This window comes from Methylophilus sp. OH31, from assembly GCF_000576615.1.
In the GTDB taxonomy this organism is placed as follows: domain Bacteria; phylum Pseudomonadota; class Gammaproteobacteria; order Burkholderiales; family Methylophilaceae; genus Methylophilus.
Map to the genome: position 1 here is coordinate 349,756 of NZ_BAUS01000007.1, position 25,554 is coordinate 375,309.

Consider the following 25,554-nt stretch of genomic DNA (forward strand, 5'->3'; position numbering starts at 1 on the left):
GGTGCTTCAGTTGAGGTGTGGTTAGTTCAACATCGGCTGGTGAGGAAATAGAGAATGAATGGCGACTCAAGGCTCAAACTTCATTAACACTTCTTCATCCGCCACCATGTCCAAAATTTCATCACTGAATGCATCAGTGCACTCGCTAGACCATTCCGCCCCTGCATTAGCATCTGTGGTAAACATGGGCAAAAAGCTCATGTACATAAATCGTCCATCTTCAAGCTTAATTGCTTGCACATCGTCCGGGTGCTCAACCAGATTCCAAGTGTCAGGTACATCCATTTCCAGTTGAACAGTGACTAATAGTTTTTTCATACGGCGTCTTTCATCAATAAATGTGCGGTGACTATAGGTGAAATACAAGGAAACACCTAGCTAAGTTTTTATGAGAGTGTGGATAGTAAGTAGCACGGATATGCATCACCACTAATTAACGGGCCATCCGTTGACCATAAAAAAGCCAAGTAGTCATTACTATCTTGGCTTTACTTTTCTGACTGGTGCGCCCGAGAATATTAAAGTGGGCACTGGTCAATGAAGACTTCGTTGGTTTGAGTGACAGTTGAGACTTATTGCTAGTCATTGCCGAAAAGGGATAGGGAGGATTGCTGAGGTGTATCAGTGTCAGACCCTACAACGACCTGTACAGTATCTCCAATACTTAACAGACCACTGCGTATAATGCGTGCCGTTATACCGCCATGTCCGCGCATAGCGTTGTAACCGCCTGCCCCTAGCACTTGTTCCATTCTTGAGCAGGGCTCACAAGGGCCTGTTATCTCCAACACGACATTACCGATCAATAGATGCAACGGCTGATCTTTAAATAGCGACTTTGTTGCCAGCAGATTGATGCCAGAAACAATCAGATTACGCCTGAGTAAAGCCGGATCAATCTGTAAGTGACCCGTGAACGCTGCTATCACTGGTAAATGCTCTGCTTGCAGCAATGTCACTTGTCGTTTACTTCCATTCGGAGCCGATGACTGGCGCAAACTTGCGCGATCTCCCTGTAATCCAAGGTTGGCGGTGGCATGCACTTGATCTTGTAGCAAACAAGGCTGACCACGACCAGGACGCAAATAAATGGCATCCAGCCGCCCATGCTGGCTAAAATGTTGAGTCAATTGACGCAGGGTAACGGTTTGCATGAATGCTAGTGTGGATTGTTGGTAAAGCTATTTACTCACTATTGTTTTACCAATGGGGGCGAGTGAAATGACAGCAAGTTTTAGATGTTGAATACCAAAAGGAATGCCGATGATAGTGACGAAGCAAGCAAGTGCAGAAACCAGATGGCCAATTGCCAACCATGCACCGGCAAAGATAAACCAAATGACGTTACCAACAAACCCAAGTACACCGGTACCAATATCATCCTTCTGATTTAACACGTTGCGACTCACTGCTTCTCGACCAAATGGTAAGAAGGTAAATTGGCCAATGACAAAGCAGGCTTTTCCCCAAGGGATGCCAATGATCGTTATGAACGCCAAAATACCAAAGAACCACCAGGCCAGACCCATGAAAAAGCCGCCAAAGATGAACCAAAGAAAATTACCAATACTGCGCATTTTTATTCCCCCTTTTTTGTACGCGAATTTAAACCAATTTCATATGGCTGACGAGATCATTGACTAAACATAACTTAAAAAGGGCTGCCCTACAACGACCTGTACAATATCTTCCCCTGTGACTGGAAAAATTCCTACCTTCACGCCAAGCCAACATAACGGCCAATGAACGCCACCGAGATTACCATCGTATCAACCAGCCTATTATGACTAGACTTGGGGCAACAGATGGTGTGAGTTTCGGAACCAGCTTGAAAATGGTCAACTTGAAAACTGCAGAAATAACGAAATGCTGAAATCTGAAATGCTGTTCAGTATCGAGAAAAGAAAAACGGCTCACATTTCTGCAATCCGTCTTTTATATTTTGGTAAGGTGTGCGGGGATCGAACCCACGCCAAACGGATGAAAAGTCCGCTAGTCTTGAATATTTTCAGCTGTTAAAAAAAGCCAAGTTAGTAATCACTATCTTGGCTTTGCTTTTCTGACTGGTGCGCCCGGCGGGAGTCGAACCCACGACCCTTGGCTTCGGAAACCAATACTCTATCCAGCTGAGCTACGGGCGCAATCCTGCCATTATAGCAAATAAGTTGCGCTGGCTTGGCGCGTGCCTTCTATTTTCTCTTCTTACCTGCTGCGCACCACTACGCGGTTGAAATAATATTGTCATAGTGCGGGGCTATGCTTGCCTGAGGAAATATTAAGATTGTTTAAGGGTATTGCACTATGAAAGCCATGATTTTGGCCGCGGGTAAGGGTACACGTGTCCGGCCGCTGACTTATGAATTGCCTAAGCCGATGATTCCGGTGTTGGGTAAGCCGGTGATGGCGTATCTGATCGAGCATCTGGCTATGCATGGCGTGGCCGATATCATGGTGAATGTGAGTTATCTGCACCAGAAGATTCAGGATTACTTTGAAGATGGCCATCGTTTTGGCGTGAATATTGGCTATTCGTTTGAGGGCGATATTGTCGACGGCAAGATCGTGCCGCATGCGGTGGGCTCTGCCGGGGGCATGCGTAAGATTCAGGATTTTAGTGGCTTTTTTGATGACACGACGATTGTGTTGTGCGGTGATGCGATTATTGACCTGGACATTACGCGGGCGGTGAAAGAGCACAAGGAGAAGGGTGCGCTGGCAAGCCTGGTGACCATGCAGGTGCCTATGGATAAGGTGTCTGGCTATGGCGTGGTGGTGACTAATAATGAAGGCCGTATCATTTCTTTTCAGGAGAAGCCTAGCCAGTTAGAGGCGCGCTCCAACTGGGCGAGTACCGGGATTTATATTTTCGAACCTGAAGTATTAGACCTGATTCCTTCCGGCAGCGAGTTTGATATTGGCTCGGATTTGTTCCCTTTATTGGTGCAGCGTGGCCTGCCGTTTTACGCGATCCAGCATCCGTTTAACTGGATTGATATTGGCGTGGTAAGTGATTACTGGCTGGTGATGCAGCAAATGATGCAGGGTTTTTTCCCGTCGATGCCGATTCCGGGCAAGCAGGTCAAACCTGGTGTGTGGGTAGGGCTGAATGTGCATATTGATTGGGAACACACGCAGATTGAGGGGCCGGTGTATATCGGCTCTGGTTCGCGTATTGATAAAAACACCCGGATTATCGGCCCGACCTGGATTAACGCTGGTTGCCATATCCAGCGCGACAGCACGGTGATTCGCTCGATTTTGTTTGATTACACGCGCATTGCCCAGGGCTATGCGATTGAAGACCGCATTGTGTGCGGCGAGTATTGTGTCGACCGCAATGGCCGCATGGTGCATATGGATGACGACAATTGCGACATTATCTGGACTGATGCGCGCGAGAAAGTGGTGTATCCACAAAACTACGCGTATGCCAGACTGTAGTCCGTTGCCATGTTTCTGACATGCCAGCGTCAAGGATTTGTCATGTTGGGTGACTATGCTCTCTGGAGTTTTGAGGAGAGGGTAAACACATGAAAAAAATGACTTTAATGATGGGCTTGCTGTTCGGTAGCATGAGCATGGCACAAGCGGCAACAACGTACCAAATTAGCAAAGAGTGGACATTTGCCCACAGTGGTGGTGGCTATTTGTCTGAAATCCCGGCCTTTGATGTGACCACCAACACTTTGTGGGTGGCTGGCGTAAAAGGGGTGGACGTATTGGATGCGAACACCGGCAGCTTGCTGCAACGCATTGATACCAGTGCTTATGGCAGTATCAACAGCGTGAGCATCAGTAATGGCATGGCTGCATTTGCCATTGAAAACAATACACGTACCAATGCTGGTATCGTGCAGTTGTATAACACTTCCAGCAGAAGCCTGGCCGCAGGCACTAACACATTCACCGTGGGTGCATTGCCAGACATGCTGACATTCACGCCTGATGGCAGCAAAATTCTGGTCGCCAACGAAGGCACGCCAAATGTCTATGGCTCACGTATCGGCAATAGCGTACCACGCGTCTATGGCGCATCTGCCAATGACCCGGTCGGTAGCGTCACAATTATTGATGTGACCAGCCGCACTGTGGCTGCGACGGCCACTTTGGCCGGTGTGCCAACTTCTGGCAGCCATATCCGCACCAACACCGGCATGGATTTCGAGCCGGAATATATTGCAGTCAGTGCCGACGGCAGCAAAGCCTATGTCACGCTGCAAGAAGCCAACGCGATTGGCATCCTGGACCTGAACACAAACTCTTTCACAAAAGTGGTGGGCTTGGGCGCGAAAGACTTCAGTCAGCCGGGTAACAGTATCGACCCGCTCAATAATGGTAGTGTTAACTTTATTAGCGCCAACATAAAAGGGTTGCCCATGCCTGACGGTATCGCGACCTACGACGTGGCTGGCAAGCCCTACCTGGTGACCGCCAACGAAGGTGATTTCCGTGAAGATGACGGTGACCGTTCTGCTGCCAGCTCATTAGGTGCGACTGGCGACTTGGCCAATATCCGTGTATTGAATACTGACTCATCTCCGGGCGATCTGTACGCCGCTGGTACACGAGATTTCAGCATCCGTGATGCGGATGGCAACCTAGTGTATAGCAGCGGCGATATCCTTGATAAAGAAGCGTTTGCACGTGGCATTTATGATGATGGCCGTAGCCGTGACAAAGGTGTGGAGCCAGAAGGCGTAGACCTGTTCACACTGGGTGGCCGCACCATTGCTGCGGTGGGCCTGGAAAGAACCCTGAAAGGCGCGATTGCCCTGTTTGATATTACTGACCCGACCAAGGTCAGCTTTATCGACATGATCGTGTCTGATGGTGATTTGGCGCCAGAAGGTCTGGTCGCCTTTGAAAAAGACGGCTCTATCTTCCTGGCGTTTGCCAACGAAGGTTCTAACACGACTTCCTTGTTCCGTATCAGTGCCGTGCCTGAGCCAGGTTCTGCTGCGATGCTAGGCCTGGGTTTGGTCGCGATGGCGGCCATGCGTCGTCGCCAGAAGTAATCGGTCATTGAGTATACATTCAGCCGGGCATGGCAACATGTCCGGCTGTTTGTTTTTGCGCACATGGAAAAGCCCGCGCGCGCGTTTCCTGTCTAGTCGTTCTGCGTTATAATCGCGGGGATATTTTTTCTAACGCAACGGGATACGGATATGTCGGATTACAAACAAGGTTCAAGCATTAAAGAGTTAATTATTGCGATTCCAGGTGCCATTGTTGGTTTCACTTTGCTGGTCTCGCTACTGGCTTACCTGTTTGGCGTGTTTGGCAGTGAGAAAGCCGCCCCGTCCAAAGAAGAAACTGACGCAGTCGAGCAAAAAGTGGTGGCCAATATCAAACCGGTGGCGACCATTGAAGTGGCTGAAGCCGCTGGCGCCCACGTTGAAAAGAGTGGCGAAGAGATTGTGAAAGGCACATGCGTGGCCTGTCATGGCGTAGGTGCATTGGGTGCGCCAAAAATCGGTAATGCTGGGGACTGGGGTCCACGTATTGCGCAAGGTTATGAAACCCTGGTGAAACATGCGACAGAAGGCATTCGTAGCATGCCACCACGCGGCGGCGCGGCTGACCTGAGTGATCATGAAGTGGCAGATGCCGTGGCTTATATGGCAAATCAGGCTGGTGCAAAGTTTGATCCTGCTAGCTTGAAGAAGTAATTGCTGTGAATGTGAGAAGCCGCTTGATTCAAGCGGCTTTTTTATTGGTGAATTGATTTTTTTGCAAAGTTGACGCCATGGCGAGATATGCAATTGGTGATATTCAGGGCTGCTACCATTCCCTGATGCATTTACTGGAACAGGTGGATTTTCAGCCAGGCCGTGACAGCCTGTGGCTGGTGGGGGATTTGATTAATCGCGGTACCGGCTCTCTGGAGGTGTTGCGTTGGGTATACAGGCACCGCGAGCATGTGCGGCTGGTGCTGGGTAACCATGACCTGCATGCGATTGCTGTGGCACATCATATCCGGCCACCGCATCGCTTTGATACGCTGACAGCATTGTTTTCTGCCGACGATGGCGCCGCCTTGCTCGGCTGGTTACGCCAACAGCCGCTGATGGTGCTGGAAGATGATTTTGCCATGTTGCACGCCGGGCTCTATCCGCAATGGACTTTGCCAGAGGCCAGGGCGCTGGCGGCTGAGGTTGAAACTGTGTTGCAGTCAACAGATTATTTAAGCTTTTTACAGCAGATGTATGGCAACCATCCGGCCGCCTGGGATGATCGCTTAACCGGTATTGATCGCTTGCGCGCGATTACCAATGCCCTGACGCGCATGCGCTTGCTCGATGACTCTGGGGCAATGGAATTTGCCTTCAAAGGTGAGGTGCAGGATATTCCTGCTGGCTATCAGCCCTGGTTCAAAGTCGCTACGCGGCAATCGGCGCAAGCCAGTCAAACCATCCTGTTCGGGCATTGGTCAGCGCTTGGTTTGTATCAGGGCGAGGGCGTGATTGCGCTGGATACCGGTTGCTTGTGGGGACGACAGCTGACGGCTTATACGCTGGAAACAGGTGCGTTTACCCAAGTGCCCTTAGATCCGCGCGACCGGCCAGCAGGCACGGTTGGCGAGTAGTTGGCGCGCCTGTGATGGAGTTGTGGCTAGTCGTGGCGGCCGCCTTTCTGGCCGGGGTCATGGATGCGATGGTCGGTGGTGGCGGGCTGGTCACCGTGCCTGCGCTGCTCTCGACTTATACCTCACTGCCGCCTGCCTTATTGCTGGGCACCAATAAATGTTCCAGTGTGTTTGGTACCACCGTGGCCGCCTGGCGCTATAGCCATCGCGTGCAGCTGGATTGGACCTGGCTGGCCCCCGCTGCGCTAGTGGCTTTTGTCGGCGCTGGCCTGGGGGCGTGGACGCTGACCTGGATGGATCCGCAGTTCTTGCGCAAATTGCTGCCCTGGGTATTGCTGCTGGTGCTGGTTTACACCTTAAAATCTCCGCAATTTGGCCTGCATCATGCGCCGATACGGCAGAGTGCCCGCGCACGCTTGTGGCTGGCCCTGGCGATTGGGGCGGGTATCGGCTGGTATGATGGTTTTTTCGGGCCGGGCACCGGTAGTTTTTTTATTTTTCTGCTGGTGCGCTGGCTGGGACAAGATTTCCTGCATGCCTCCGCCTCGGCGAAAGTGCTGAATGCGACCACCAATCTTGCCGCACTGCTGATGCTGGCCGCAACTGGTCATGTGTGGTGGCAGGTCGGCCTGGTTATGGCAGCGGCCAATGTGGCGGGTAGCCTGGTGGGGACTGCATTGGCACTCAAGCATGGTGCCGGGCTGGTGCGCAGGGTATTTATGCTGGTGGTAGTGTTACTGATTTTAAAAACGGGCGTAGATGCCTATGTCGTTTAAAGGCATCATGCTTGTAACAGCTGTCATGGCCAATCGTGCGCAGCATGTTATGATGCGCACTGGGGATTCAGCAGCCTCCCCGCTTCAAGACGCCCTGCGTCCAAGGACTGCTCAAATCTTGGGTCATGCTCAGCCATGAGCAATGCCCTATGAAATGAGGCCTTATGCACGCACATCATTCTTCTGATATGACTTCTTCCACTGACATACACACATCACCTGCACCAGTGTCGCTCAGGCAGGCTTTCTGGTATTGGCTCAAGCTGGGTTTGATCAGTTTTGGCGGCCCGGCCGGGCAAATTGCCATCATGCATCACGACCTGGTCGAGCAGAAGCGCTGGGTATCTGAAAAACGTTTTTTACATGCGCTTAATTATTGCATGGTCTTGCCTGGCCCGGAGGCGCAGCAACTGGCGACCTATATCGGCTGGCTCATGCATCGTACCTGGGGCGGCGTGATCGCCGGCGTGCTGTTTGTCTTGCCTTCGTTTTTTATGCTGGTGTTACTGGCCTGGGTCTATATGGCTTATGGTCACGTGCCGACGGTGGCGGGTGCTTTATACGGCATTAAACCGGCGGTGGTAGCGATTGTGTTGTTTGCGGCTTACCGCATTGGCACGCGCGCGCTAAAAAATCGCGTCATGTGGGCGATTTCTGCCTTGGCATTCGTGGCGATTTTCCTGTTCAAATTGCCGTTTCCTCTGATCGTATTGACTGCTGCAAGCCTGGGTTTTATCGGCGGGCATCTGGCTCCCAAACTCTTTACCGTGGGCGGGCATGGTGCAGCCACTCACCATTTTGGCCGTGCCCTGATTGATGATGACACGCCTACACCGGCACATGCACGTTTTAGCTGGCTGGGCATGGTGCGCATTGCAGTCACGGGGGCGATACTCTGGCTGCTGGTGATGGCTGGCTTGTGGTGGCACTTCGGCTGGCAGGGGGCGTTGACGCAAATGGGCTGGTTTTTCAGCAAAGCGGCCTTGCTGACTTTTGGCGGTGCCTATGCCGTCTTGCCTTATGTCTATCAGGGTGCCGTGGATCATTACCACTGGCTCAGCCCGGCGCAGATGATGGATGGCCTGGCCCTGGGCGAAACCACGCCTGGCCCATTGATTATGGTGGTGACCTTTGTCGGTTTTGTTGGTGGTTGGCTCAACCAGGCGCTGGCCGCAGATGGGCCATTGCTGGCAGGTTTTTTGGCGGCGACGGTGGTGACTTTTTTTACCTTTTTGCCCAGTTTTGTATTTATTTTTAGCGGTGCGCCGCTGATTGAAAATACACGTGACAATGTACGCCTCACGGCACCACTGAGTGCCATTACCGCTGCCGTGGTCGGCGTGATTTTAAATCTGGCCCTGTTTTTTGCTTACCATGTGTTTTTGCAGAGCACATGGTTCCCTGGCTTAGACTGGCTAGCCATCGGCCTTGCCATCGTGGCCTGGTTGGCGCTGGCGCGTTTTAAGCTGAATGTGATTGCCGTGATTGCTGCGTCTGCAGTGGTGGGGATGCTGGTGCAATGGCTGCGCTAGGTCAGACGGCCATATTAACCAAATAATGTTGCGGTAATCTGCGCGTGTGCTTGCTGAGCCAGCTGTTGTCGTGATTGTCCGCTGGCTGTAATTGGCGTACCAAAATGCAAGTGCACCGTCGGTTGCTGCATTTTCAGGTAGGCGTTCATCGATTCGATGATCGAGGTGTCGCCAGCGTAAGCTACGTCCAGATTCGGTTGGCCATCAGGCAATGGATAATGAATCGCTACCGGGATGATTTTGGTGTTGGCTTCAATAGCCGCCTGAATCAGGCTGCTTTTAAACGGCAGAACACTCAGGCCCTCGGTGGTAGTCCCTTCCGGAAACACGCATAGATTGTCATTCAATTTGAGTGCATGGCTGCAAATATTCACCACACGCGCCGCATCGCGGTTACGTGTACGGTTGATAAAAATGGTGCCGGACTTTCTGACCAGGTAACCAAAGACTGGCCAGTCCCTGATCTCCAGCTTGGCGACAAAGCGCACCGGGATGATGCTGTTGATGGCATGGATATCTGACCAGGAAATATGGTTGGCTACAAACAACACGCCGTGGGTGCGGATATCGGGCAATTCGCCGCTGGTGGTCACGCGCAGGTTAAAACAGTGCAGCAGGCGCTTGCACCACCATTGAATCAGGCCGAGCCGCATCCAGCGGTTGCACACTGGCAACACAATGGCGGCTAAGGTGACACCTGTCAGGACATGCAGTGTGATGCGGGTGATGCGCCACCCGCGAACGATCATTGAGGTTTGTGGCAAGTTATTTCAAGAAATGCGCAGCATATCTGGGATTCATTCGAGACAGGGGTAACAATACCAGCATATCTGCCGTATTAAAAGCAGGGTCCCAGGCTGGTTCGCCGCAAATATAGGCGCCCAGTCGCAAGTAGCCTTTGACCAGTGGCGGGCAAGCGACGGTCAGGGATTGATCCAGGGCATCAATCGGCAATGGATTGTGCGGGAACACGCGGTATTCTGCAGGCGATAAATAGTCGTCACGCAAGTTGTTAAACAGGGACGCAGCGGTATGGCCACCGTCGTGCATGGAGATGCTGGCGCAACCGATCATGTACTCATACTGGCGAGCCATCATGTATTTGGCCAAGCCTGCCCAGAGCATAGTGATGCTGCCGCCGCTACGGTAGTCAGCGTGTACGCAGGCGCGGCCGACTTCCACTGTACGATCAGCCAGCGGGGCCAAACGACTTAAATCAAACTCGCCAGCGGAGTAGTAACCACCTGCCAGCATGGCTTGCATCGGGTTCAATATACGGTAAGTGCCGACAACTTGCTGGGTCGCATCGTCGCGCACCAGTAAATGATCACAAAAGGCATCAAAGCCATCGACATCCAGCCCTTGCTGGCCTTTGATTTGTGCGCCCATTTCTTCAGCAAACACCTGGTAGCGCAGGCGTTGTGCTTCCATGATCTCTTCTGCGCTGGTGGCCAGTGCCACGCTCAGGGTTGAAGCTGGCTTACGGGTGGTGTCGGCTGGCGATTGAATTTCTGCCTGGTATGTGCCGTGCTCTTGCAGATGGCGTTCTAACATCACGCAACTCCTTGGTTGAGGTTTAGCGAGATATTAGGAGTGCCACATGAACGATTGGTGACGTTGGTGTGACAGTTGTGTGACGCCGCCAGTGACTAAACTGCGCGCGCTAAATAAAAAAGAGCGACCCATGGTCGCTCTTTTAAATGAAACTATTTCCGCGCTTAGTGAGAAACGCGGGAGGTGCCGCCACTTTCAACAATACGCACACGCTCACCCGCGTTAAATTGCTCGTCAGCCTCTTGCACAATGGCGACCAAACCGCCGCCATCCAGCTTGACTGTGATTTCGTAAGCATTTTTACGCGTTGCCACTTCTTCTGCGGCAGAGCCCGCCAGGCCACCGGCGACTGCGCCAATCACGGCAGCAATCGCACTGCCTTTGCCGCCGCCGACCGAGCTGCCCGCAATACCGCCAATGGCGCCACCGGCAATGGTACCGACAGGTGACTTGGTGCCTTCCAGTTTCACGGAGCGTACACTTTCCACCACGCCGGTTTTGACTGTTTGTGCTTTACGCGCTTCGTCTCGTGAATACACATTGCCAGAGTTTGAACTGGCGCACGCCGCCAATACCCCGGTGATCACTGCGACAGTCATCCATTTTAATACGCGTGTTGTCATTTTTCTCTCCTAGTATTTACACACATCACTTCACTATTTAACGTAAATCACTTATATCTAATGCACATTGCTTAGCTGGCAGTCTGGCGCAGGGATGGGTCTTCTTTGAGCGCATCCTGTACCAATGCGTGGCTATAAATGTTTTCAATCTCTGTTCTGCTTGGCTGGTGGTTCTGGCCGCCACGGCTGCCAATCTTGATGGCGCCCATGGTGGATGCCAGGCGACCACAAGCCTTCCAGTCCCAGCCGCGCACAATGCCGTATAACAAGCCGGCACGATAAGCATCGCCACAGCCAGTTGGGTCTACCAAAGACTCTGCTTTAACGCATGGAATATCATGGCGTTGACCATCGGCATAAATATGTGAGCCTTCGCTACCCAAGGTCACAATCAGCGCTTTTACTTTAGCAGCCAGTTGTTCTAATGATAGCCCTGTTTTGTCTTGGATGACTTGTGACTCGTAATCGTTCACCGCCAGATAGTCGGCCATTTCAATAAAATGCAACAGTTCTTCGCCATTAAACATTGGCAAGCCCTGGCCAGGGTCAAACATAAATGGAATACCCGCATCGTGGCATTCTTTGGCATGCTGGAACATGGCATCGCGGCCATCTGGCGCAATGATTGCCAGCTTGATGTCGCGCGCATCATTCACGCTATTGGCGTGTGCATGCTGCATGGCGCCCGGGTGAAAAGCCGTGATCTGGTTGTCATCCATATCGGTGGTGATAAACGCCTGCGCGGTATAAGTGCCCGCCACTGTTGTGATATGCCGCGGGTCAATATTGTTTTGTTCCAGCCAGGCTTGGTAAGGCGCAAAGTCATCTCCCACGGTGGCCATGATGTGTGGCTGGCCTTCCAGCAATTGCAGGTTGTAGCCAATATTGCCTGCGGTGCCGCCGAATTCACGACGCATTTCCGGCACCAAAAAGGCAACGCTGAGTTTGTGGATTTTGTCCGCCAGAATATGGTTTTTAAATTGGTCAGGAAACACCATGATGGTGTCGTAGGCCAGTGAACCGCAAATTAGAATGTTCATGAATCCGCTTAAAAGTCTTTAATTGAAAGTGAGGCTATTATTGCCGCCAGACAGGCGGCTGGCAAGTGCTGAAAGCCTGATGAGGCTCAGGATTGTTTGATGGCCATGTCGATTAAGGTTTTGGCGGCTTTTTTGGCCGATTTGATCGCGCCGGAACCACGCTTGATTTGTTCGGCCTGTACGGCGCCTTCAAACAGGATGGACAGTTGCAGTGCCAGGCCTTCGGCATCTTTAATATTGGCGTCTTGCGCCAATTTGGTGATGAACTGGCGAAACTCGCGCGATTGCTGCGAAGACAGTTGGTGGATGCGGTTTTCTTCGTTAGGGAATTCTGCCGAGGCCTTGATAAAAGCGATACCGGTGAAGGAGGGCGAAGTCACCCATTCTTCAATGAATTCAAACAGTTTCTGGATTTTTTCATTCGGGCTGCCGCCGAGGCCGCCCAGTTTTTCATTCATCCAATTTTGAAAGTCCTGATGGCTTTGCTGCAACACGGCCAGGATCAGCTCTTCCTTGGTTTCAAAATACTTGTAAAGCGTCATTTTGGTGGTGCCAGCCACGGCCACAATCGTATCCACGCCGGTGGAGTTGATACCGCGCGTCTGAAACAGGTCAGTGGAAACCTGAAGAATCTTTTGCTTTAAAGTATTCATGCTTTGATTATAGCACTCTATACCGCCTTGTATAGAGGTAAGCCAAGTCGCAAGGAATAAATCCTATTGATTTAGTTTTAATTATCGTGTTAAATATACTATACCGTATAGTATAGTTTTATGGGCAATCAATCACAACAGGAGAACATCATGCGTCAACTACAATCATTGGTATTAGCAACATTATTGGCTGCTGCAGGCAGTGCGTTTGCGGCGGAGCCGTTATTTGTGGTCAAGTCGGTGGAGCTTAACCAGCCGGTCGATGTGGTCTGGAAAAAAGTTGCTGATTTTGGCGATCTGGGCGCCTGGCATCCGGCAGTGGCCAAAACTGAAATTGTCTCTGGTAAAAATAACCATGCCGGTGCCAAGCGCGTATTAACCTTGCAGGATGGCGGCAAAATTAACGAAACATTGACGGCCTACAATACCAAATCTAAAAGCTATTCTTACAAAATCACCGATAGCGTGTTACCTGTGAATGAATATGCATCAACCGTAAGTGTGCACAGCAATGGCGACGGCAAGTCTGTGGTGGTGTGGGAAGGTCATTTCTTGCCAAAAGCGCCGGCTGACGAAAAAGCGGCTTCTGATACGATTAAGGGCGTTTACGATGGTGGTTTGAATCAGCTGAAAACATTATTCCAATAATTGGGCAAATGTGAGTGATCAGCCGTCGCGATTGCGACGGCTTTTTTATTTGGAGTTCAGCATCAGCTTGGGGGTGTAATTACATTTAACCTGGTCCAGCAATTGGTTGACCAGCACTTGTTCATCGCGGTTGGTGGTGACGTGGCCATTGATGATGTTTTCGATATAAATACTTTTCAGTCGCTCTGGCAGCTGAATCGCTTCCAGCAAGCGGCAATCGCCGTGCTTCATGGTTTCCAGGCGGCTGTAAATGGCAGCGGTTTCAGAGGGGCTGGCTTCGTGTGACAGAGGGTGCGCAGGCGGCGAGTATTCTGGCGCTTTTGCTTGCAGCGCGGGTACTGGCGTGACCTGCATATGCCAATAGTATCCGCCGATGACGCCAAACAATAATGTCACGATGACCACGCCATAGTTGCGGATGGCTAGCCAGTTGATCTCGCGTCTGGTTTGCACATCAAGCAGTGCCTGCGCAGCTTGCCTGGCATGTTGCAGGGCGCTGGATTGTGGATGTAGCAGTTTTTCCTGGCAGGCACTGCGCGCCATAAAATACAACTGATTGGCCAGCATGTCAGGCAGCCTGGCGCCTGCCAGTTGTGCCTGGGCGGTCAGGTAGTATTGCAGCCTGTCAGGCTGGTTAATGTCTGTTGTCGTGTTGGCTGGCTGTTGCGCCATCGGGCTGGACAGCAGGTCGTCAAGAATGTTGAATAAGGCTAGCAGTTTGTGCGCGGCTTGCTTGCCGGACTTGTCCAGCATGCGTATCAGCCATTCGGATTGCAGCAGCGCGTCCAGCATGCGCTTAGAACGGTTTGGTCACGACCAGAATGACCACGGCAACCAATAGTATTACCGGCACTTCGTTAAACCAGCGGAACCAGACGTGGCTGTGGTGGTTTTGCTGTGCGCGGAATTGTTTTAACAGTCTGCCGCAATAGTGATGGTAGCCGATCAGCGCAATCACCAGTGTCAGTTTGGCATGCAGCCAGCCGCCTTTGAAGCCATAACCCAACCATAGCCATAGGCCAAAAGCCAGCGCCAGTAACATCAATGGTTGCATAAAGCGGTAAAGCTTGTGTGCCATCAGCAGCAGCCGGGCCTGGGCTTGCGGATCCTGCTCCATGGCCAGATTGACATAAATGCGCGGCAGGTAAAACAAACCGGCAAACCAGCTGGTGACAAAAATGATATGAAACGCCTTAACCCACAGCATTTAGCTGGCTTCCTTGTCTAATAGCTGACGTAACTCGGTGAAGTTGAGTTCGCCTATGGTTTTTTGCAGGCGATTGCCTTGCACGTCAAAAATAAAGGTGGTTGGCGTCAGGTTGACGTCGCCAAAGGCTTTCACCATTTCGCCGTAGCCATCATGCATGACGGTAAAAGGCAGGTTTTTTTCTTTGGTGTAATTGGCGACTTGCGCGGGCGGGTCGTAAGGCATGGCGACGGCAATCACCACCAGGTTTTTGTCTTTATATTGCTGGTAGGTGTTGATCAGGTCTGGCATTTCCTTGATACAGCCCGGGCAATCTGTGGCCCAGAAATTAACTAGCACGGTTTTACCGCGCAACGATTCCATACTGATTTTTTCGCCACTCAAGGTGGTGAATGTGACCTCGGGCGCCTGTGGTTTTTGCATTACAGCCAAGGCCAGCCCTGCAAACAGGGCCAGCGCGACCAGTGGCACTACCCATTTTTTAAACTTAGATTTGAATGTAGACATCTGAAAACCTGATTAGTCAAAAACCCTGGCGGCTGTACCGTGTTTGTGCCGAATGCGGCGTGGTATAATTAGCTTTTGTTTTTGATAAATTATCAATGAACGCACCTGTCAACGCAGATTTGTTAAAGCACAATTCTACTCCTCTCACGCGTTTACGCGAAATCCCGTACAACTATACCTCCTTCTCTGACCGCGAAATCGTCATTCGGTTTCTGGGCGAAGAAATCTGGGAGATTTTAAATACCTTGCGCGCAGAGCGTAAAACGGGTCGTAGTGCACGTATGCTGTTTGAGGTGTTGGGCGATATCTGGGTGGTATCACGCAATCCATATCTGCAAGATGATTTGCTGGAAAACCCAAAGCGTCGCAAGGCACTGATCGAGGCTTTGTATCATCGCATTTCTGCGATTAACGAGCGTAGTGGCGGTAACGATAAAGTACAAAAGCTGGTCGCTGCTGCGACCAAAGCGATTGAAAAATTTGCTGATGATTTCAAGCAAACGGCCGATTTGCGTAAAAAAGCCTTGGCTAAACTGACCAAGTTTACCCGCAAGGATAATGTGCAGTTTGATGGTTTGGCGCGTGTGTCGCATGTGACCGACGCAACTGACTGGCGTGTCGAATATCCGTTTGTGGTGATTAACCCGGATACTGAAGCCGAGATTTCCTACCTGGTACGTGCGTGTATCGAGTTAGGCTTAACCATTATCCCGCGTGGCGGTGGTACGGGTTATACCGGTGGTGCCGTGCCGCTGACACCGTTATCTGCAGTCATTAATACCGAAAAACTGGACCAGCACACTGGCGTGCAAATGCGCACTTTGCCGGGTGTTTCACGCCAGGTGGCCACGATTGAGTGTGGTGCAGGCGTGGTAACCCGCCGCGCCATGGATGCGGCGACTGACGCCGGGCTGGAATTTGCATGCGACCCAACCTCGGCAGATGCCTGCTGTATTGGTGGTAACGTGGCGATGAACGCCGGTGGTAAAAAAGCTGTGCTGTGGGGCACTGCACTGGATAACCTCGCCTCATGGCGTATGGTGACGCCAGATGCTACCTGGCTCGAAGTCGAGCGTCTGGATCATAACCTGGGCAAGATTCATGATATCGAGATGGCGCGCTTCAAAATCAGCCGCTACGACATTGATTTCAAGAATTTGCTGTCCGAGCCAGAGATTCTCGAGATTCCAGGGCCTAGCTTCCGTAAGGTTGGCCTGGGTAAGGACGTGACTGATAAATTCCTGTCTGGCCTGCCTGGCGTACAAAAAGAAGGCTGCGATGGCCTGATTACCTCCGCCACGTTTATTCTGCACCGCATGCCCAAGCATGTGCGTACCATTGCGCTGGAATTTTTTGGTAACGTGTCGCACGCTGTGCCTGCAATTGTGGAGATCAAGGACTACCTGGATGCGACCGCCAAACAAACGCCTGCGGTGATTATGGCTGGCCTGGAACACATGGACGAGCGCTATATCAAGGCGGTTGGCTATGCGACCAAGGCTGCGCGTCAGCAACGCCCGAAAATGGTGTTGTTGTGTGATATCGCCTCTGATGACGAAAATGCCGTCGGTGAAGTAGCGTCTGCTGTGGTGCGCATGTGTAATGCACGCAATGGTGAAGGTTTTATCGCCGTTTCTTCTGAAGCACGCAAAAAATTCTGGCTTGACCGTTCACGTACGGCCGCCATTGCACGCCACACCAATGCCTTTAAGATTAACGAAGATGTGGTGATTCCATTGCCACGCCTTGGTGAGTACTCTGACGGCATCGAGCGCATCAATATTGAGTTGTCGATCCAAAATAAATTGCGTTTGGTAGACGAGCTGGAAACCTTTATGCAGGGCGATTTGCCTTTGCAACCTGACGAAGACGGCAATGCTGATCCGGAAGGCGTTAAGTCTAAACAAAATATTGCCTTGCAGTTGCTGCGTGATTTGCGTGCCAAATGGCGAATGATTTTGAACACGCTGGACGAACCCGTCAATGTGCTGGGTGAGTTGGGCAAGCCTTATGCGCAGTATGAAAATGTATTCCGTGCCGTGCAATCTTACGATTTACGCGTGTCCTGGAAGCGCGAACTGAAGCGCCCGATGGCTGATATTTTTGTCGGCCGCGAATATCAGAAAATCCTCGACAAGCTGGATGAAATCCAAAAGAGCGTGCTGAAGAGCCGTGTGTTTATTGCACTGCATATGCACGCTGGTGACGGTAACGTGCACACCAATATCCCGGTCAACTCCGATGACTACGGCATGATGCAGGATGCACACGCCGCCGTGGCGCGCGTGATGGACCTGGCACGTGGCCTCAATGGAGTGATTTCCGGCGAACACGGTATTGGTATCACCAAGATGGAGTTCCTGGACCAGGCGACCATTGATACCTTTGCGGCTTATAAAAACAAGGTCGACCCGAAAGGCCACTTTAACAAAGGCAAATTGTTGATGGGCTCCGGGCTGGAAAACGCCTACACGCCTAGCTTTGGTTTGCTGGAGCAAGAGTCCATCATCATGGAGCAGTCTGCGATTGGCGAAATTGCAGATGATATTTCTGACTGTTTGCGCTGCGGCAAGTGTAAGCCGGTGTGTTCAACGCATGTGCCACGCGCCAACTTGCTGTACTCGCCACGTAACAAAATTCTGGGTACTTCGCTGTTGATTGAAGCCTTCTTGTATGAAGAGCAGACGCGTCGCGGTATTTCACTCAAGCATTTTGACGAGTTCAACGATGTGGCCGACCATTGTACGGTTTGCCACCGTTGTGAAAAGCCGTGCCCGGTCAATATCGACTTCGGCGATGTGTCGGTCAAGATGCGTAATTTCCTGCGCGAACAGGGTAAAAAGAAATTCAATCCAGGCACCGCTGCGGGCATGTTGTACCTGAACGCTAAGGATCCGGCGACCATTAAATTCTTGCGCGGCACCATGATCGGCATGGGCTATAAAGCCATTAATATCGCCAATAGCCTGGCCAAGAAGTTTGGCTTGCTCAAGGATAAAAAAGCGCCGCCAGCCACGGTGGGTAAGGCTGAAATCAAGGCACAGGTGATTCACTTTATTAATCGCCCGATGCCGAAGAAAATGCAGTCTAAGACTTCGCGCGCCATGTTGGGTGTGGAAGACGACACCATGATCCCGGTGATTCGTAATCCGCAGAAAGTGACTGAAGATTCAGAAGCGGTGTTCTACTTCCCGGGTTGTGGCTCCGAGCGCTTGTTCTCCAACGTCGGCCTGGCAACACAAGCCATGCTGTATGAGGTGGGCGCGATTACGGTGCTGCCACCAGGTTACCTGTGTTGCGGCTATCCGCAAACGGCGTCCGGCAACCACGATAAAGGCCAGGAGATCACCGCTGATAACCGTGTGTTGTTCCATCGCGTGGCTAATACACTGAACTACCTGGACATCAAGACCGTGATTGTGTCTTGCGGTACCTGCATGGATCAGTTGCAGAAATACGAGTTCGAGAAAATTTTCCCGGGCTGCCGTCTGCTCGATATCCACGAATACCTGATGGAAAAAGATATGCGCTTGCAAGGCGTGACTGGTACACGTTATATGTACCACGACCCATGCCATTCGCCGATGAAAACCTATAAGCCGTTGGAAGTCACCAACAAGCTGATGGGCACCGATGTAGCACTGAATGACCGTTGCTGCGGTGAGTCTGGTACGTTTGCAGCGGCACGTCCTGACATTGCGACCCAGGTGAAATTCCGCAAGCAGGAAGAACTGGAAAAAGGCATGGCCAAGATGGGCCTGACCGTTGGTGCGCCTGAGCAGGCGGTCAAAATTCTGACTTCTTGCCCAAGCTGCCTGCAAGGCTTGTCACGTTATGGGGATGATACCGGTATTGAAGCCGACTATATCGTGGTGGAAATGGCCAAGCATGTGCTAGGTGAAAACTGGATGGAAAATTACATCCAGAAAGCCAATAACGGCGGCATTGAAAAAGTGCTGCTGTAAACAAGATAAACCCCGCGAAAGCGGGGTTTCTGCTAGTGGTCGTGTGGCGCTTATTGTTGGCGCGCCTTGAGGTAGACGTAAATGCCCGCCCAGGTCATGACTACAAAAATAACTGCAATCACGATAAAACTCATCAAACCATAGTCTGTAGATAATAAATCAATCAAAATTTTCATTGGGTTTCCTCCTGTAAGCTCATGATTAGCAAGCACTGATTCTGAGGATAATTTTGAACCCTATTGTTGACATGGTTTTTGATGTAACGCAAAAGTGATGCAGGCAGTAAGCGCTGAAATACAGCTTGTGCTGCCTTACTTGAGAATTCTTCAGGAAAATAACAGATGAATGTTTACCCGCTAATCAAACCGCTGCTGTTTCAACTGGATGCAGAGCAGGCACATGACCTCACCTTGCAATCGCTCAAGCGCGCTGAAAAACTGGGGCTGCTGGCATTGGCTGCTGGCCGTTTGCCAGAACAGCCTACGCAGGTGATGGGGCTGACTTTTCCTAACCCGGTGGGCCTGGCCGCAGGCCTTGATAAAAATGCTGCCGTGATTGACGGCATGGCTGCGTTGGGGTTCGGCTTTATTGAGGTAGGCACCGTCACACCACGCGCACAACCGGGTAATCCCAAACCACGCCTGTTCCGTTTGCCAGAGGCGCAAGCGATTATTAACCGCTTTGGCTTTAATAACCTGGGTGTGGATCAGTTGATCCAGAATGTGAAGGCCAGCAAGTTCAAGGGCATTCTGGGCATCAATATAGGCAAAAATTTTGATACGCCTAACGACAGGGCAGCAGAAGATTACCTGACCTGCATGCGTAAAGTGTATAGCCATGCCAGCTATATCACAGTGAATATCTCTTCGCCCAACACCAAGAACCTGCGCGCGCTGCAAGAAAAAGACGCGCTAGGCCAATTGCTGGCTACACTCAAATCCGAGCAAAAAATTCTGTCACAGGTGCATGGTAAATATGTGCCCGTGGTGCTTAAAATTGCACCGGACCTCACGACTGAGCAAGTGCAGGAAATTGCTGAACTGTTAATGCAGCACCGCATGGATGGTGTCATCGCGACCAATACCACGCTGGCGCGTGATGCTGTGGCCGGGTTGCCGAATGCGGAAGAAGCTGGAGGCCTGTCAGGCGCGCCTGTGAAGGCAGGGTCTACACGTGTGATCCAAACCCTGGCGGCTACATTGCAAGGCAGTTTGCCGATTATTGGCGTAGGTGGCATTTTGAATGGGGACGATGCCAAAAAAAAAATGGCAGCCGGTGCCAGCCTGGTGCAGTTGTATAGCGGGTTAATCTATAAAGGCCCGCAGCTGATTAAGGATTGCCGTAAAGCGCTGCTGTAATGGCGTTGCCTGTCCTTTACTCCTATCGGCGTTGCCCCTACGCCATGCGTGCACGCATGGCATTGTGGGCTGCTGATATCCAGCTTGAGATACGTGAAGTTTCATTGCGAGAAAAGCCTGCGCATTTATTGCAGATTTCACCTAAAGCTACGGTGCCAGTTTTGCAATTGATCGATGGCACAGTGCTCGAGCAGAGTCTCGATATTATGTGGTGGGCCTTAACACAGCACGATCCGCAAGGCTGGCTGAAAGCAGACCGTGACGCGGTGGAACGCTTGATTAGCATCAATGATGGCGACTTTAAAAAGGCGCTTGATCGCTATAAATACCCTGAGCGTTATCCAGAGCAAGCGCCATTTTTTTACCGCCAGCAGGGCGAGCAGTTCTTGCAGGCGCTGGAAACGGCGTTGCGGCAGCATCGCTTTTTGTTGGGGGACTCTGCCTGTGTGGCAGATGTGGCGATTTTTCCGTTTATCCGCCAGTTCGCGGCTGTGGATGCTGAGTGGTTCGCTGATAGTGCTTATCCGCAATTGCGGGCTTGGTTAAACGGTTGGCTGGAAAGTGCGTTGTTTGCGCAGATTATGCAGAAGTTTCCAACATATATTGAGTCGACATAGCCAGTATTGCCTGGGCTGACATTGCTTAAAAAAGTCATTCTTCTGATTTTTTGTTTTGTGGGCTTGGGTGACATCGTTTTTCGCCTGTAGGCGAGTTACTTTTCTTTGCTTTGCTTGCCCCAAAGAACAAGTAACCAAAAGAAATGCACCCCAGCTTCCGCTTTTTCCTTGCGCTACTCGGCTTGCCGGGCGTCCATCGAAACTCGCCCTGACAAGCCACACAGAACGTGGCTTGTTGCGGAACTCGGACAGCCGATGGCCGAATACTCCCGCCAACCCTGCGTTGCTCGGCGCGGCAGATGGGGACCCCGAACACCCGCGAGCGCCACCGTTTAGCAGGTTTAACAAAAGAATCCGGTTTTTAAACCGTCCAAACTAAATCCATGTAAGTTAGATGAGACAAATCCCATTCCATCACGCTGAGTAGCGGAGACAAAATAAGAGTAGAGGGAGCGACTGTTCGAATCCCGCGGTGGGCTGCGTCGTTTGCAGCTCGCTAGGATGAGTTTCGTGACCGGCTTATTTTGTTGAGCAACGCAAGGGAGCCGAAGGCCGTGATGGCTGGGTGCCCTCCTCTTTGGTTACTTTCTGAGGGGCAAGCATCAGAAAGTGACTCGCCGAGAGGCGAAATAAGCTGATGCTTAAATGCACAACACTTAAATATCAGAAGTGCTTAGTCACTTTTCTGCAGCAGACTGCTCAAACTTCTCATACGCATTAATAATCTTCTGCACTAACGGATGTCTTACTACATCTTGCGACATAAACTGGGTAAAGGCGATGCCTTTGACATCTTTGAGAATCTTTTGTGCTTCTACCAAGCCACTTTTCTGGTGACGCTGCAAGTCAATCTGCGTGACGTCCCCCGTAATCACGGCTTTGGTACCAAAACCGATGCGGGTTAAAAACATCTTCATCTGCTCCGGCGTGGTGTTCTGCGCTTCATCCAGAATAATAAAGCTCTGGTTGAGCGTACGGCCACGCATATAGGCGAGCGGGGCGACTTCAATGGCGCCACGTTCGAACATTTTATTCACCGTGTCATAACCTGCCAGGTCATACAGCGCGTCATACAACGGGCGCAGGTAAGGGTCAACTTTCTGGTTTAAGTCGCCGGGTAAAAAGCCCAAGCGCTCACCGGCTTCCACGGCCGGGCGCACTAATACAATCCGTTTTACACGGTCACGTGTCATAGCGTCCACCGCGCTGGCGACGGCGAGGTAGGTTTTACCTGTACCTGCGGGGCCGATGCCAAAGGTGATGTCGTGGTCCTGGATTTGCTGCAAATAACTGACCTGGCGTGGCGTACGGCCATGCAGGTCGCCACGGCGTGTCATCAATACCGGCATCGCGCTACTGGCAACTTCTTCTGGTTTGAGTTTGTCGATTTCGACCAGGCCTAATTGAATATCTTCCAACTCAATTGGCTTTTTGGATCGCGCATAAAAGTTTTCCAGCATTTGCGCGCCCAGCCGCATATTGGTTTGCGTGCCGCTCAAATAGAAGGTGCTGCCACGGCGGTTGATTTCAATATCAAGACCATTGGCGAGTTGGCGGATGTTTTCATCCAGCGGGCCGCACAGGTTGGCCAGCATCAGGTTGTCTTCGGGGCTTAAGGTAATTTCCATGCTTAATTCACAATTTCGCCAACCAGGCGATGGGGGTTGTAGACGTCGGTAATTTTGACTTGAACCATTTGATGGATAAAACGGGTATCGGCAGCGATATCCACGACGCGGCCATTATCCGTTTTACCCGCCAGCAAGCCAGGGTCTTTCCAGGAGGGGCCGTCAATCAGTACGCGTTGCACGGTGCCTAGCATGGCGCGGCTGATGGCATCACCGTTGGTTTCGTTTTCGGTTTGCAATTGCTTCAGCCATGCGGCTTTATCCGCTTGCGGGGTTTCGTCAGGCAGGTAGCTGGCTGGTGTGCCCGGACGCGGGCTGTACAGGAAGCTGAAGCTGTAATCAAAACCGACATCGCGCATCAGTTTGAGTGTGGCCTGGAAGTCTTTTTCTGTTTCGCCCGGGAAGCCAACAATAATATCGCTGGTAATGGTCAGTGCTGGATTGGCTGCTTTCAGTTTGCGGATCAGGCCTTTGTATTGCAACGCGGTGTAGTTGCGTTTCATCGCCATGAGGATGCGGTCACTGCCAGCTTGTACCGGTAGATGTAATTGATTGGCCAGTTTTGGCACATTGGCATGGCAGGCAATCAGGCGCTCGTTCATCTCGTTCGGGTGACTGGTGGTGTAGCGGATGCGCTCGATTTGCGGTATCTCGGCCACGGTTTCAATCAGCATCGCCAGATCAGCTTCAATCCCTGCATATTGCACACGGTAGGCGTTCACGTTTTGGCCTAGCAGGGTAATTTCTTTCACGCCTTGTTCGGCCAGTTGGATCGCCTCGGTCAGGATGTCTTCAAATGGACGTGAGAACTCTTCACCGCGCGTGTAAGGTACGACGCAAAAACTGCAGTATTTGCTGCAGCCTTCCATGATGCTTAAGAAGGCTGTCGCTCCTTCGATGCGTGGTGGTGGCAAATGGTCAAACTTCTCAATTTCGGGGAAGGTAATATCCACCTGCGGTTTGTTTTCAAGCTGCTTGGCTTTGATCAGCTCTGGCAGGCGGTGCAGGGTTTGCGGGCCGAACACGACGTCGACATAAGGGGCGCGCTTGATAATCGCGTCACCTTCCTGGCTGGCGACACAGCCGCCGACGCCAATGACCAGGTTGGGATTTTTCTCTTTGAGCGGGATCATGCGGCCCAAATGGCTGAATACTTTTTCTTCAGCTTTTTCGCGCACCGAGCAAGTGTTGAGCAGAATCACGTCGGCTTCTTCCATATTATCGGTCTGGGTCATGCCGTCGTGTTCGCGCATGAGGTCAACCATGCGCGAAGCATCGTATTCATTCATCTGGCAACCAAACGATTTAATGAATATCTTTTTTCCGCTTTCCTGCTTCATTGAACGCTAAATTTCTCACAAAAACAGTATTTTAGCGTATTTACAGGTGAAACCCTAGGCAACAATCAATCCCCGGAGCACTGGTCACTGCGGTAAAATACACTTCTTTTATTCAAACACTGTCTGCATGCAAGCCTTACCGATTTTTTTCAATATTGCACAACGCCTGTGTGTCGTCATTGGTGGCGGCGATGTCGCCACGCGCAAGGTACTCATGCTGCGCAAGGCGCAAGGCCAGGTCACGGTAATCTCGCCTGAATTGTGCGATGAGTTGCGCGTGTTGTTCGAGCAGGGTGAGATTCAATACGTGCAGGATCAATTTCAGCCTGAGCAACTGACGAGCGCTTGCCTGGTGATTGCAGCCACAGATGATGAGGTCGTGAATGAAGCGGTTTCGATTGCGGCTAAACGCCTGAATATCCCGGTGAATGTGGTGGATGCTCCGGCTTTATGCACGTTCACCATGGGCTCCATTATAGATCGCAGCCCGGTGGTGATCGCGGTTTCCAGCGAAGGTAATGCGCCGGTATTGGCGCGACATATCCGCAGTAAAATAGAAACCATGCTGCCTGCGGCATATGGCCGTATCGCGACCATTGCCGGTGAGTTTCGCGAGCAGGTGAAGGCCAAGTTTACCAATATGCCTGCGCGCCGCCGTTTTTGGGAAGACGTATTGAATGGGCCGTTGGTCGAGCGCGTATTGTCCGGCCAGGAACAGGCTGCGCGTGACTTGCTGGGTGAGTTGCTCAGTCAGAGTGAAGATGCGCCCACGCGAGGTGAAGTGTATCTGGTGGGCGGCGGCCCGGGGGATCCTGACTTGTTGACATTCAGGGCGTTGCGCCTGATGCAGCAGTGTGACGTGTGTGTCTATGACAAGCTGGTCAGTAAAGAGGTGATGGAGCTGGTGCGACGCGATGCCGAGTTGATTTACGTCGGTAAATCACGCGACCAGCATACTTTGCCACAAGAGGAAATTAACCAGTTGCTAGCCAGGCTGGCATTGGAAGGCAAGCGCGTGTTGCGCCTCAAAGGCGGCGACCCGTTTATTTTTGGCCGCGGGGGGGAAGAAATTGAAACCCTGATGCAACATGGCGTGCCATTTCAGGTGGTGCCTGGCATCACGGCGGCGAATGGTGTTTCCAGTTATGCCGGTATCCCATTGACGCACAGGGATTATGCACAAGCCTGTTTGTTTATCACTGGCCACCTGAAAGATGGCACGATTGATTTGGATTGGCAGGCCATGGCGCGGCCCAAGCAAACGGTGGTAATTTATATGGGTTTGGTGGGGCTGGAGCAAATTTGCGCCAAGCTGATTGCACAAGGGGTTTCGCCAGATATGCCCGCCGCCGTGATTCAGCAGGGCACGACACAAAAGCAACGCGTGGTGGAGTCTACCCTGAAAAACTTGGCCGCAGATGTCGCCGCTGCTGGGTTAAAGCCGCCCAGCCTGACCATTATTGGCGAAGTGGTGAAATTGCGCGCACGCTTGAACTGGTTTACACCGACCGACGAGTAAA

At 51.7% G+C, this 25,554-nt stretch carries 25 protein-coding genes and 1 tRNA gene; 11 read left to right on the forward strand and 15 right to left on the reverse strand.

The features are described 5' to 3' along the window. Positions 1-66: 66 nt before the first annotated feature. The 4 genes from OH31_RS10965 to OH31_RS10985 form a co-directional block, all read right to left on the reverse strand. Positions 67-318: a hypothetical protein gene (locus OH31_RS10965; RefSeq protein ID WP_024930763.1), complete on the reverse strand. Its 252-nt coding sequence runs from the start codon at positions 316-318 to the stop codon at positions 67-69. Between the two features lie 260 nt (positions 319-578). Next, entirely contained in the window at positions 579-1,154 is a 576-nt protein-coding gene (locus OH31_RS10970) for an MOSC domain-containing protein (protein WP_024930764.1), read from the reverse strand. A gap of 27 nt (positions 1,155-1,181) precedes the next feature. After that, positions 1,182-1,577: a YccF domain-containing protein gene (locus tag OH31_RS14470; protein ID WP_029512419.1), complete on the reverse strand. Its 396-nt coding sequence runs from the start codon at positions 1,575-1,577 to the stop codon at positions 1,182-1,184. Positions 1,578-2,064: 487 nt separating this feature from the next. Beyond that, positions 2,065-2,141: transfer RNA gene (locus tag OH31_RS10985), tRNA-Arg, on the reverse strand. Between the two features lie 160 nt (positions 2,142-2,301). Between OH31_RS10985 and OH31_RS10990 the strand changes: the two genes are divergently transcribed. From OH31_RS10990 to chrA, 6 genes are all read left to right on the forward strand, one after another. After that, positions 2,302-3,441 carry a sugar phosphate nucleotidyltransferase gene (locus tag OH31_RS10990; protein WP_019883187.1) on the forward strand — a complete coding sequence of 380 codons (1,140 nt, stop codon included), beginning with the start codon at positions 2,302-2,304 and terminating at the stop codon, positions 3,439-3,441. An 89-nt stretch (positions 3,442-3,530) separates the two neighbouring features. Further along, complete coding sequence (locus OH31_RS10995) at positions 3,531-5,015, forward strand: choice-of-anchor I family protein (RefSeq protein WP_024930765.1); 1,485 nt, start codon at positions 3,531-3,533, stop codon at positions 5,013-5,015. A gap of 150 nt (positions 5,016-5,165) precedes the next feature. Then, a complete protein-coding gene (locus tag OH31_RS11000) occupies positions 5,166-5,669 on the forward strand; it encodes a cytochrome c5 family protein (protein WP_019883185.1) in 504 nt (167 codons plus the stop codon). 77 nt (positions 5,670-5,746) lie between these two features. Next, entirely contained in the window at positions 5,747-6,586 is an 840-nt protein-coding gene (locus tag OH31_RS11005; RefSeq protein ID WP_024930766.1) for a symmetrical bis(5'-nucleosyl)-tetraphosphatase, read from the forward strand. 14 nt (positions 6,587-6,600) lie between these two features. Then, the gene (locus OH31_RS11010) at positions 6,601-7,362 is read left to right on the forward strand and encodes a TSUP family transporter (protein ID WP_024930767.1); all 762 of its coding nucleotides are present in this window, start codon (positions 6,601-6,603) and stop codon (positions 7,360-7,362) included. Between the two features lie 164 nt (positions 7,363-7,526). Then, positions 7,527-8,894 carry a chromate efflux transporter gene (gene chrA / locus OH31_RS11015; RefSeq protein WP_024930768.1) on the forward strand — a complete coding sequence of 456 codons (1,368 nt, stop codon included), beginning with the start codon at positions 7,527-7,529 and terminating at the stop codon, positions 8,892-8,894. Positions 8,895-8,908: 14 nt separating this feature from the next. Here the strand turns inward: chrA and OH31_RS11020 are convergent, their stop codons facing one another. The 5 genes from OH31_RS11020 to OH31_RS11040 all read right to left on the reverse strand — a co-directional run bounded on the left by OH31_RS11020 (position 8,909) and on the right by OH31_RS11040 (position 12,764). Next, positions 8,909-9,643: a 1-acyl-sn-glycerol-3-phosphate acyltransferase gene (locus OH31_RS11020; protein ID WP_024930769.1), complete on the reverse strand. Its 735-nt coding sequence runs from the start codon at positions 9,641-9,643 to the stop codon at positions 8,909-8,911. 16 nt (positions 9,644-9,659) lie between these two features. Then, a complete protein-coding gene (locus tag OH31_RS11025; RefSeq protein WP_024930770.1) occupies positions 9,660-10,448 on the reverse strand; it encodes a GNAT family N-acetyltransferase in 789 nt (262 codons plus the stop codon). 164 nt (positions 10,449-10,612) lie between these two features. Continuing rightward, on the reverse strand, positions 10,613-11,071 hold the full coding sequence (locus OH31_RS11030; RefSeq protein WP_024930771.1) for a glycine zipper 2TM domain-containing protein: 459 nt from the start codon (positions 11,069-11,071) through the stop codon (positions 10,613-10,615). Positions 11,072-11,142: 71 nt separating this feature from the next. After that, positions 11,143-12,111 carry a carbohydrate kinase family protein gene (locus tag OH31_RS11035; protein ID WP_019883176.1) on the reverse strand — a complete coding sequence of 323 codons (969 nt, stop codon included), beginning with the start codon at positions 12,109-12,111 and terminating at the stop codon, positions 11,143-11,145. A gap of 86 nt (positions 12,112-12,197) precedes the next feature. Next, complete coding sequence (locus OH31_RS11040) at positions 12,198-12,764, reverse strand: TetR/AcrR family transcriptional regulator (protein ID WP_019883175.1); 567 nt, start codon at positions 12,762-12,764, stop codon at positions 12,198-12,200. A 150-nt stretch (positions 12,765-12,914) separates the two neighbouring features. Between OH31_RS11040 and OH31_RS11045 the strand changes: the two genes are divergently transcribed. Further along, positions 12,915-13,412 carry an SRPBCC family protein gene (locus OH31_RS11045; RefSeq protein WP_024930772.1) on the forward strand — a complete coding sequence of 166 codons (498 nt, stop codon included), beginning with the start codon at positions 12,915-12,917 and terminating at the stop codon, positions 13,410-13,412. Positions 13,413-13,457: 45 nt separating this feature from the next. Here the strand turns inward: OH31_RS11045 and OH31_RS11050 are convergent, their stop codons facing one another. From OH31_RS11050 to OH31_RS11060, 3 genes are read right to left on the reverse strand one after another with little or no spacing between them, the layout of a single operon-like run. Next, positions 13,458-14,204, reverse strand: coding sequence for a hypothetical protein (locus OH31_RS11050; RefSeq protein ID WP_024930773.1), 747 nt, complete (start codon positions 14,202-14,204; stop codon positions 13,458-13,460). 4 nt (positions 14,205-14,208) lie between these two features. Then, the gene (locus tag OH31_RS11055) at positions 14,209-14,619 is read right to left on the reverse strand and encodes a CopD family protein (protein ID WP_024930774.1); all 411 of its coding nucleotides are present in this window, start codon (positions 14,617-14,619) and stop codon (positions 14,209-14,211) included. Beyond that, positions 14,620-15,126, reverse strand: coding sequence for a TlpA disulfide reductase family protein (locus tag OH31_RS11060; protein ID WP_024930775.1), 507 nt, complete (start codon positions 15,124-15,126; stop codon positions 14,620-14,622). Between the two features lie 95 nt (positions 15,127-15,221). Here OH31_RS11060 and OH31_RS11065 point away from each other — a divergent pair, with 95 nt between their 5' ends. Next, positions 15,222-19,091: a DUF3683 domain-containing protein gene (locus tag OH31_RS11065; protein WP_024930776.1), complete on the forward strand. Its 3,870-nt coding sequence runs from the start codon at positions 15,222-15,224 to the stop codon at positions 19,089-19,091. A 50-nt stretch (positions 19,092-19,141) separates the two neighbouring features. Here OH31_RS11065 and OH31_RS14840 read toward each other — a convergent pair whose 3' ends face one another. Further along, positions 19,142-19,267 carry a DUF3149 domain-containing protein gene (locus OH31_RS14840; RefSeq protein ID WP_019883169.1) on the reverse strand — a complete coding sequence of 42 codons (126 nt, stop codon included), beginning with the start codon at positions 19,265-19,267 and terminating at the stop codon, positions 19,142-19,144. A 165-nt stretch (positions 19,268-19,432) separates the two neighbouring features. On the opposite strand from OH31_RS14840, the gene OH31_RS11075 reads away from it, so the two are divergent. After that, on the forward strand, positions 19,433-20,449 hold the full coding sequence (locus OH31_RS11075) for a quinone-dependent dihydroorotate dehydrogenase (RefSeq protein WP_024930777.1): 1,017 nt from the start codon (positions 19,433-19,435) through the stop codon (positions 20,447-20,449). Further along, positions 20,449-21,066, forward strand: a complete 618-nt coding sequence (locus OH31_RS11080; RefSeq protein WP_024930778.1) for a glutathione S-transferase — start codon at positions 20,449-20,451, stop codon at positions 21,064-21,066. The genes OH31_RS11075 and OH31_RS11080 overlap by 1 nt, the downstream gene beginning before the upstream one ends. 677 nt (positions 21,067-21,743) lie before the next feature. On the opposite strand, the gene OH31_RS11085 is transcribed toward OH31_RS11080, so the two are convergent. Together OH31_RS11085 and miaB are read right to left on the reverse strand one after the other, a co-directional pair. After that, positions 21,744-22,694 carry a PhoH family protein gene (locus tag OH31_RS11085; RefSeq protein WP_024930779.1) on the reverse strand — a complete coding sequence of 317 codons (951 nt, stop codon included), beginning with the start codon at positions 22,692-22,694 and terminating at the stop codon, positions 21,744-21,746. Between the two features lie 2 nt (positions 22,695-22,696). Continuing rightward, positions 22,697-24,034, reverse strand: coding sequence for a tRNA (N6-isopentenyl adenosine(37)-C2)-methylthiotransferase MiaB (gene miaB / locus OH31_RS11090; protein ID WP_036299120.1), 1,338 nt, complete (start codon positions 24,032-24,034; stop codon positions 22,697-22,699). Between the two features lie 127 nt (positions 24,035-24,161). Here miaB and cysG point away from each other — a divergent pair, with 127 nt between their 5' ends. Further along, complete coding sequence (cysG, locus tag OH31_RS11095; protein ID WP_024930781.1) at positions 24,162-25,553, forward strand: siroheme synthase CysG; 1,392 nt, start codon at positions 24,162-24,164, stop codon at positions 25,551-25,553. Position 25,554: the final 1 nt, after the last annotated feature.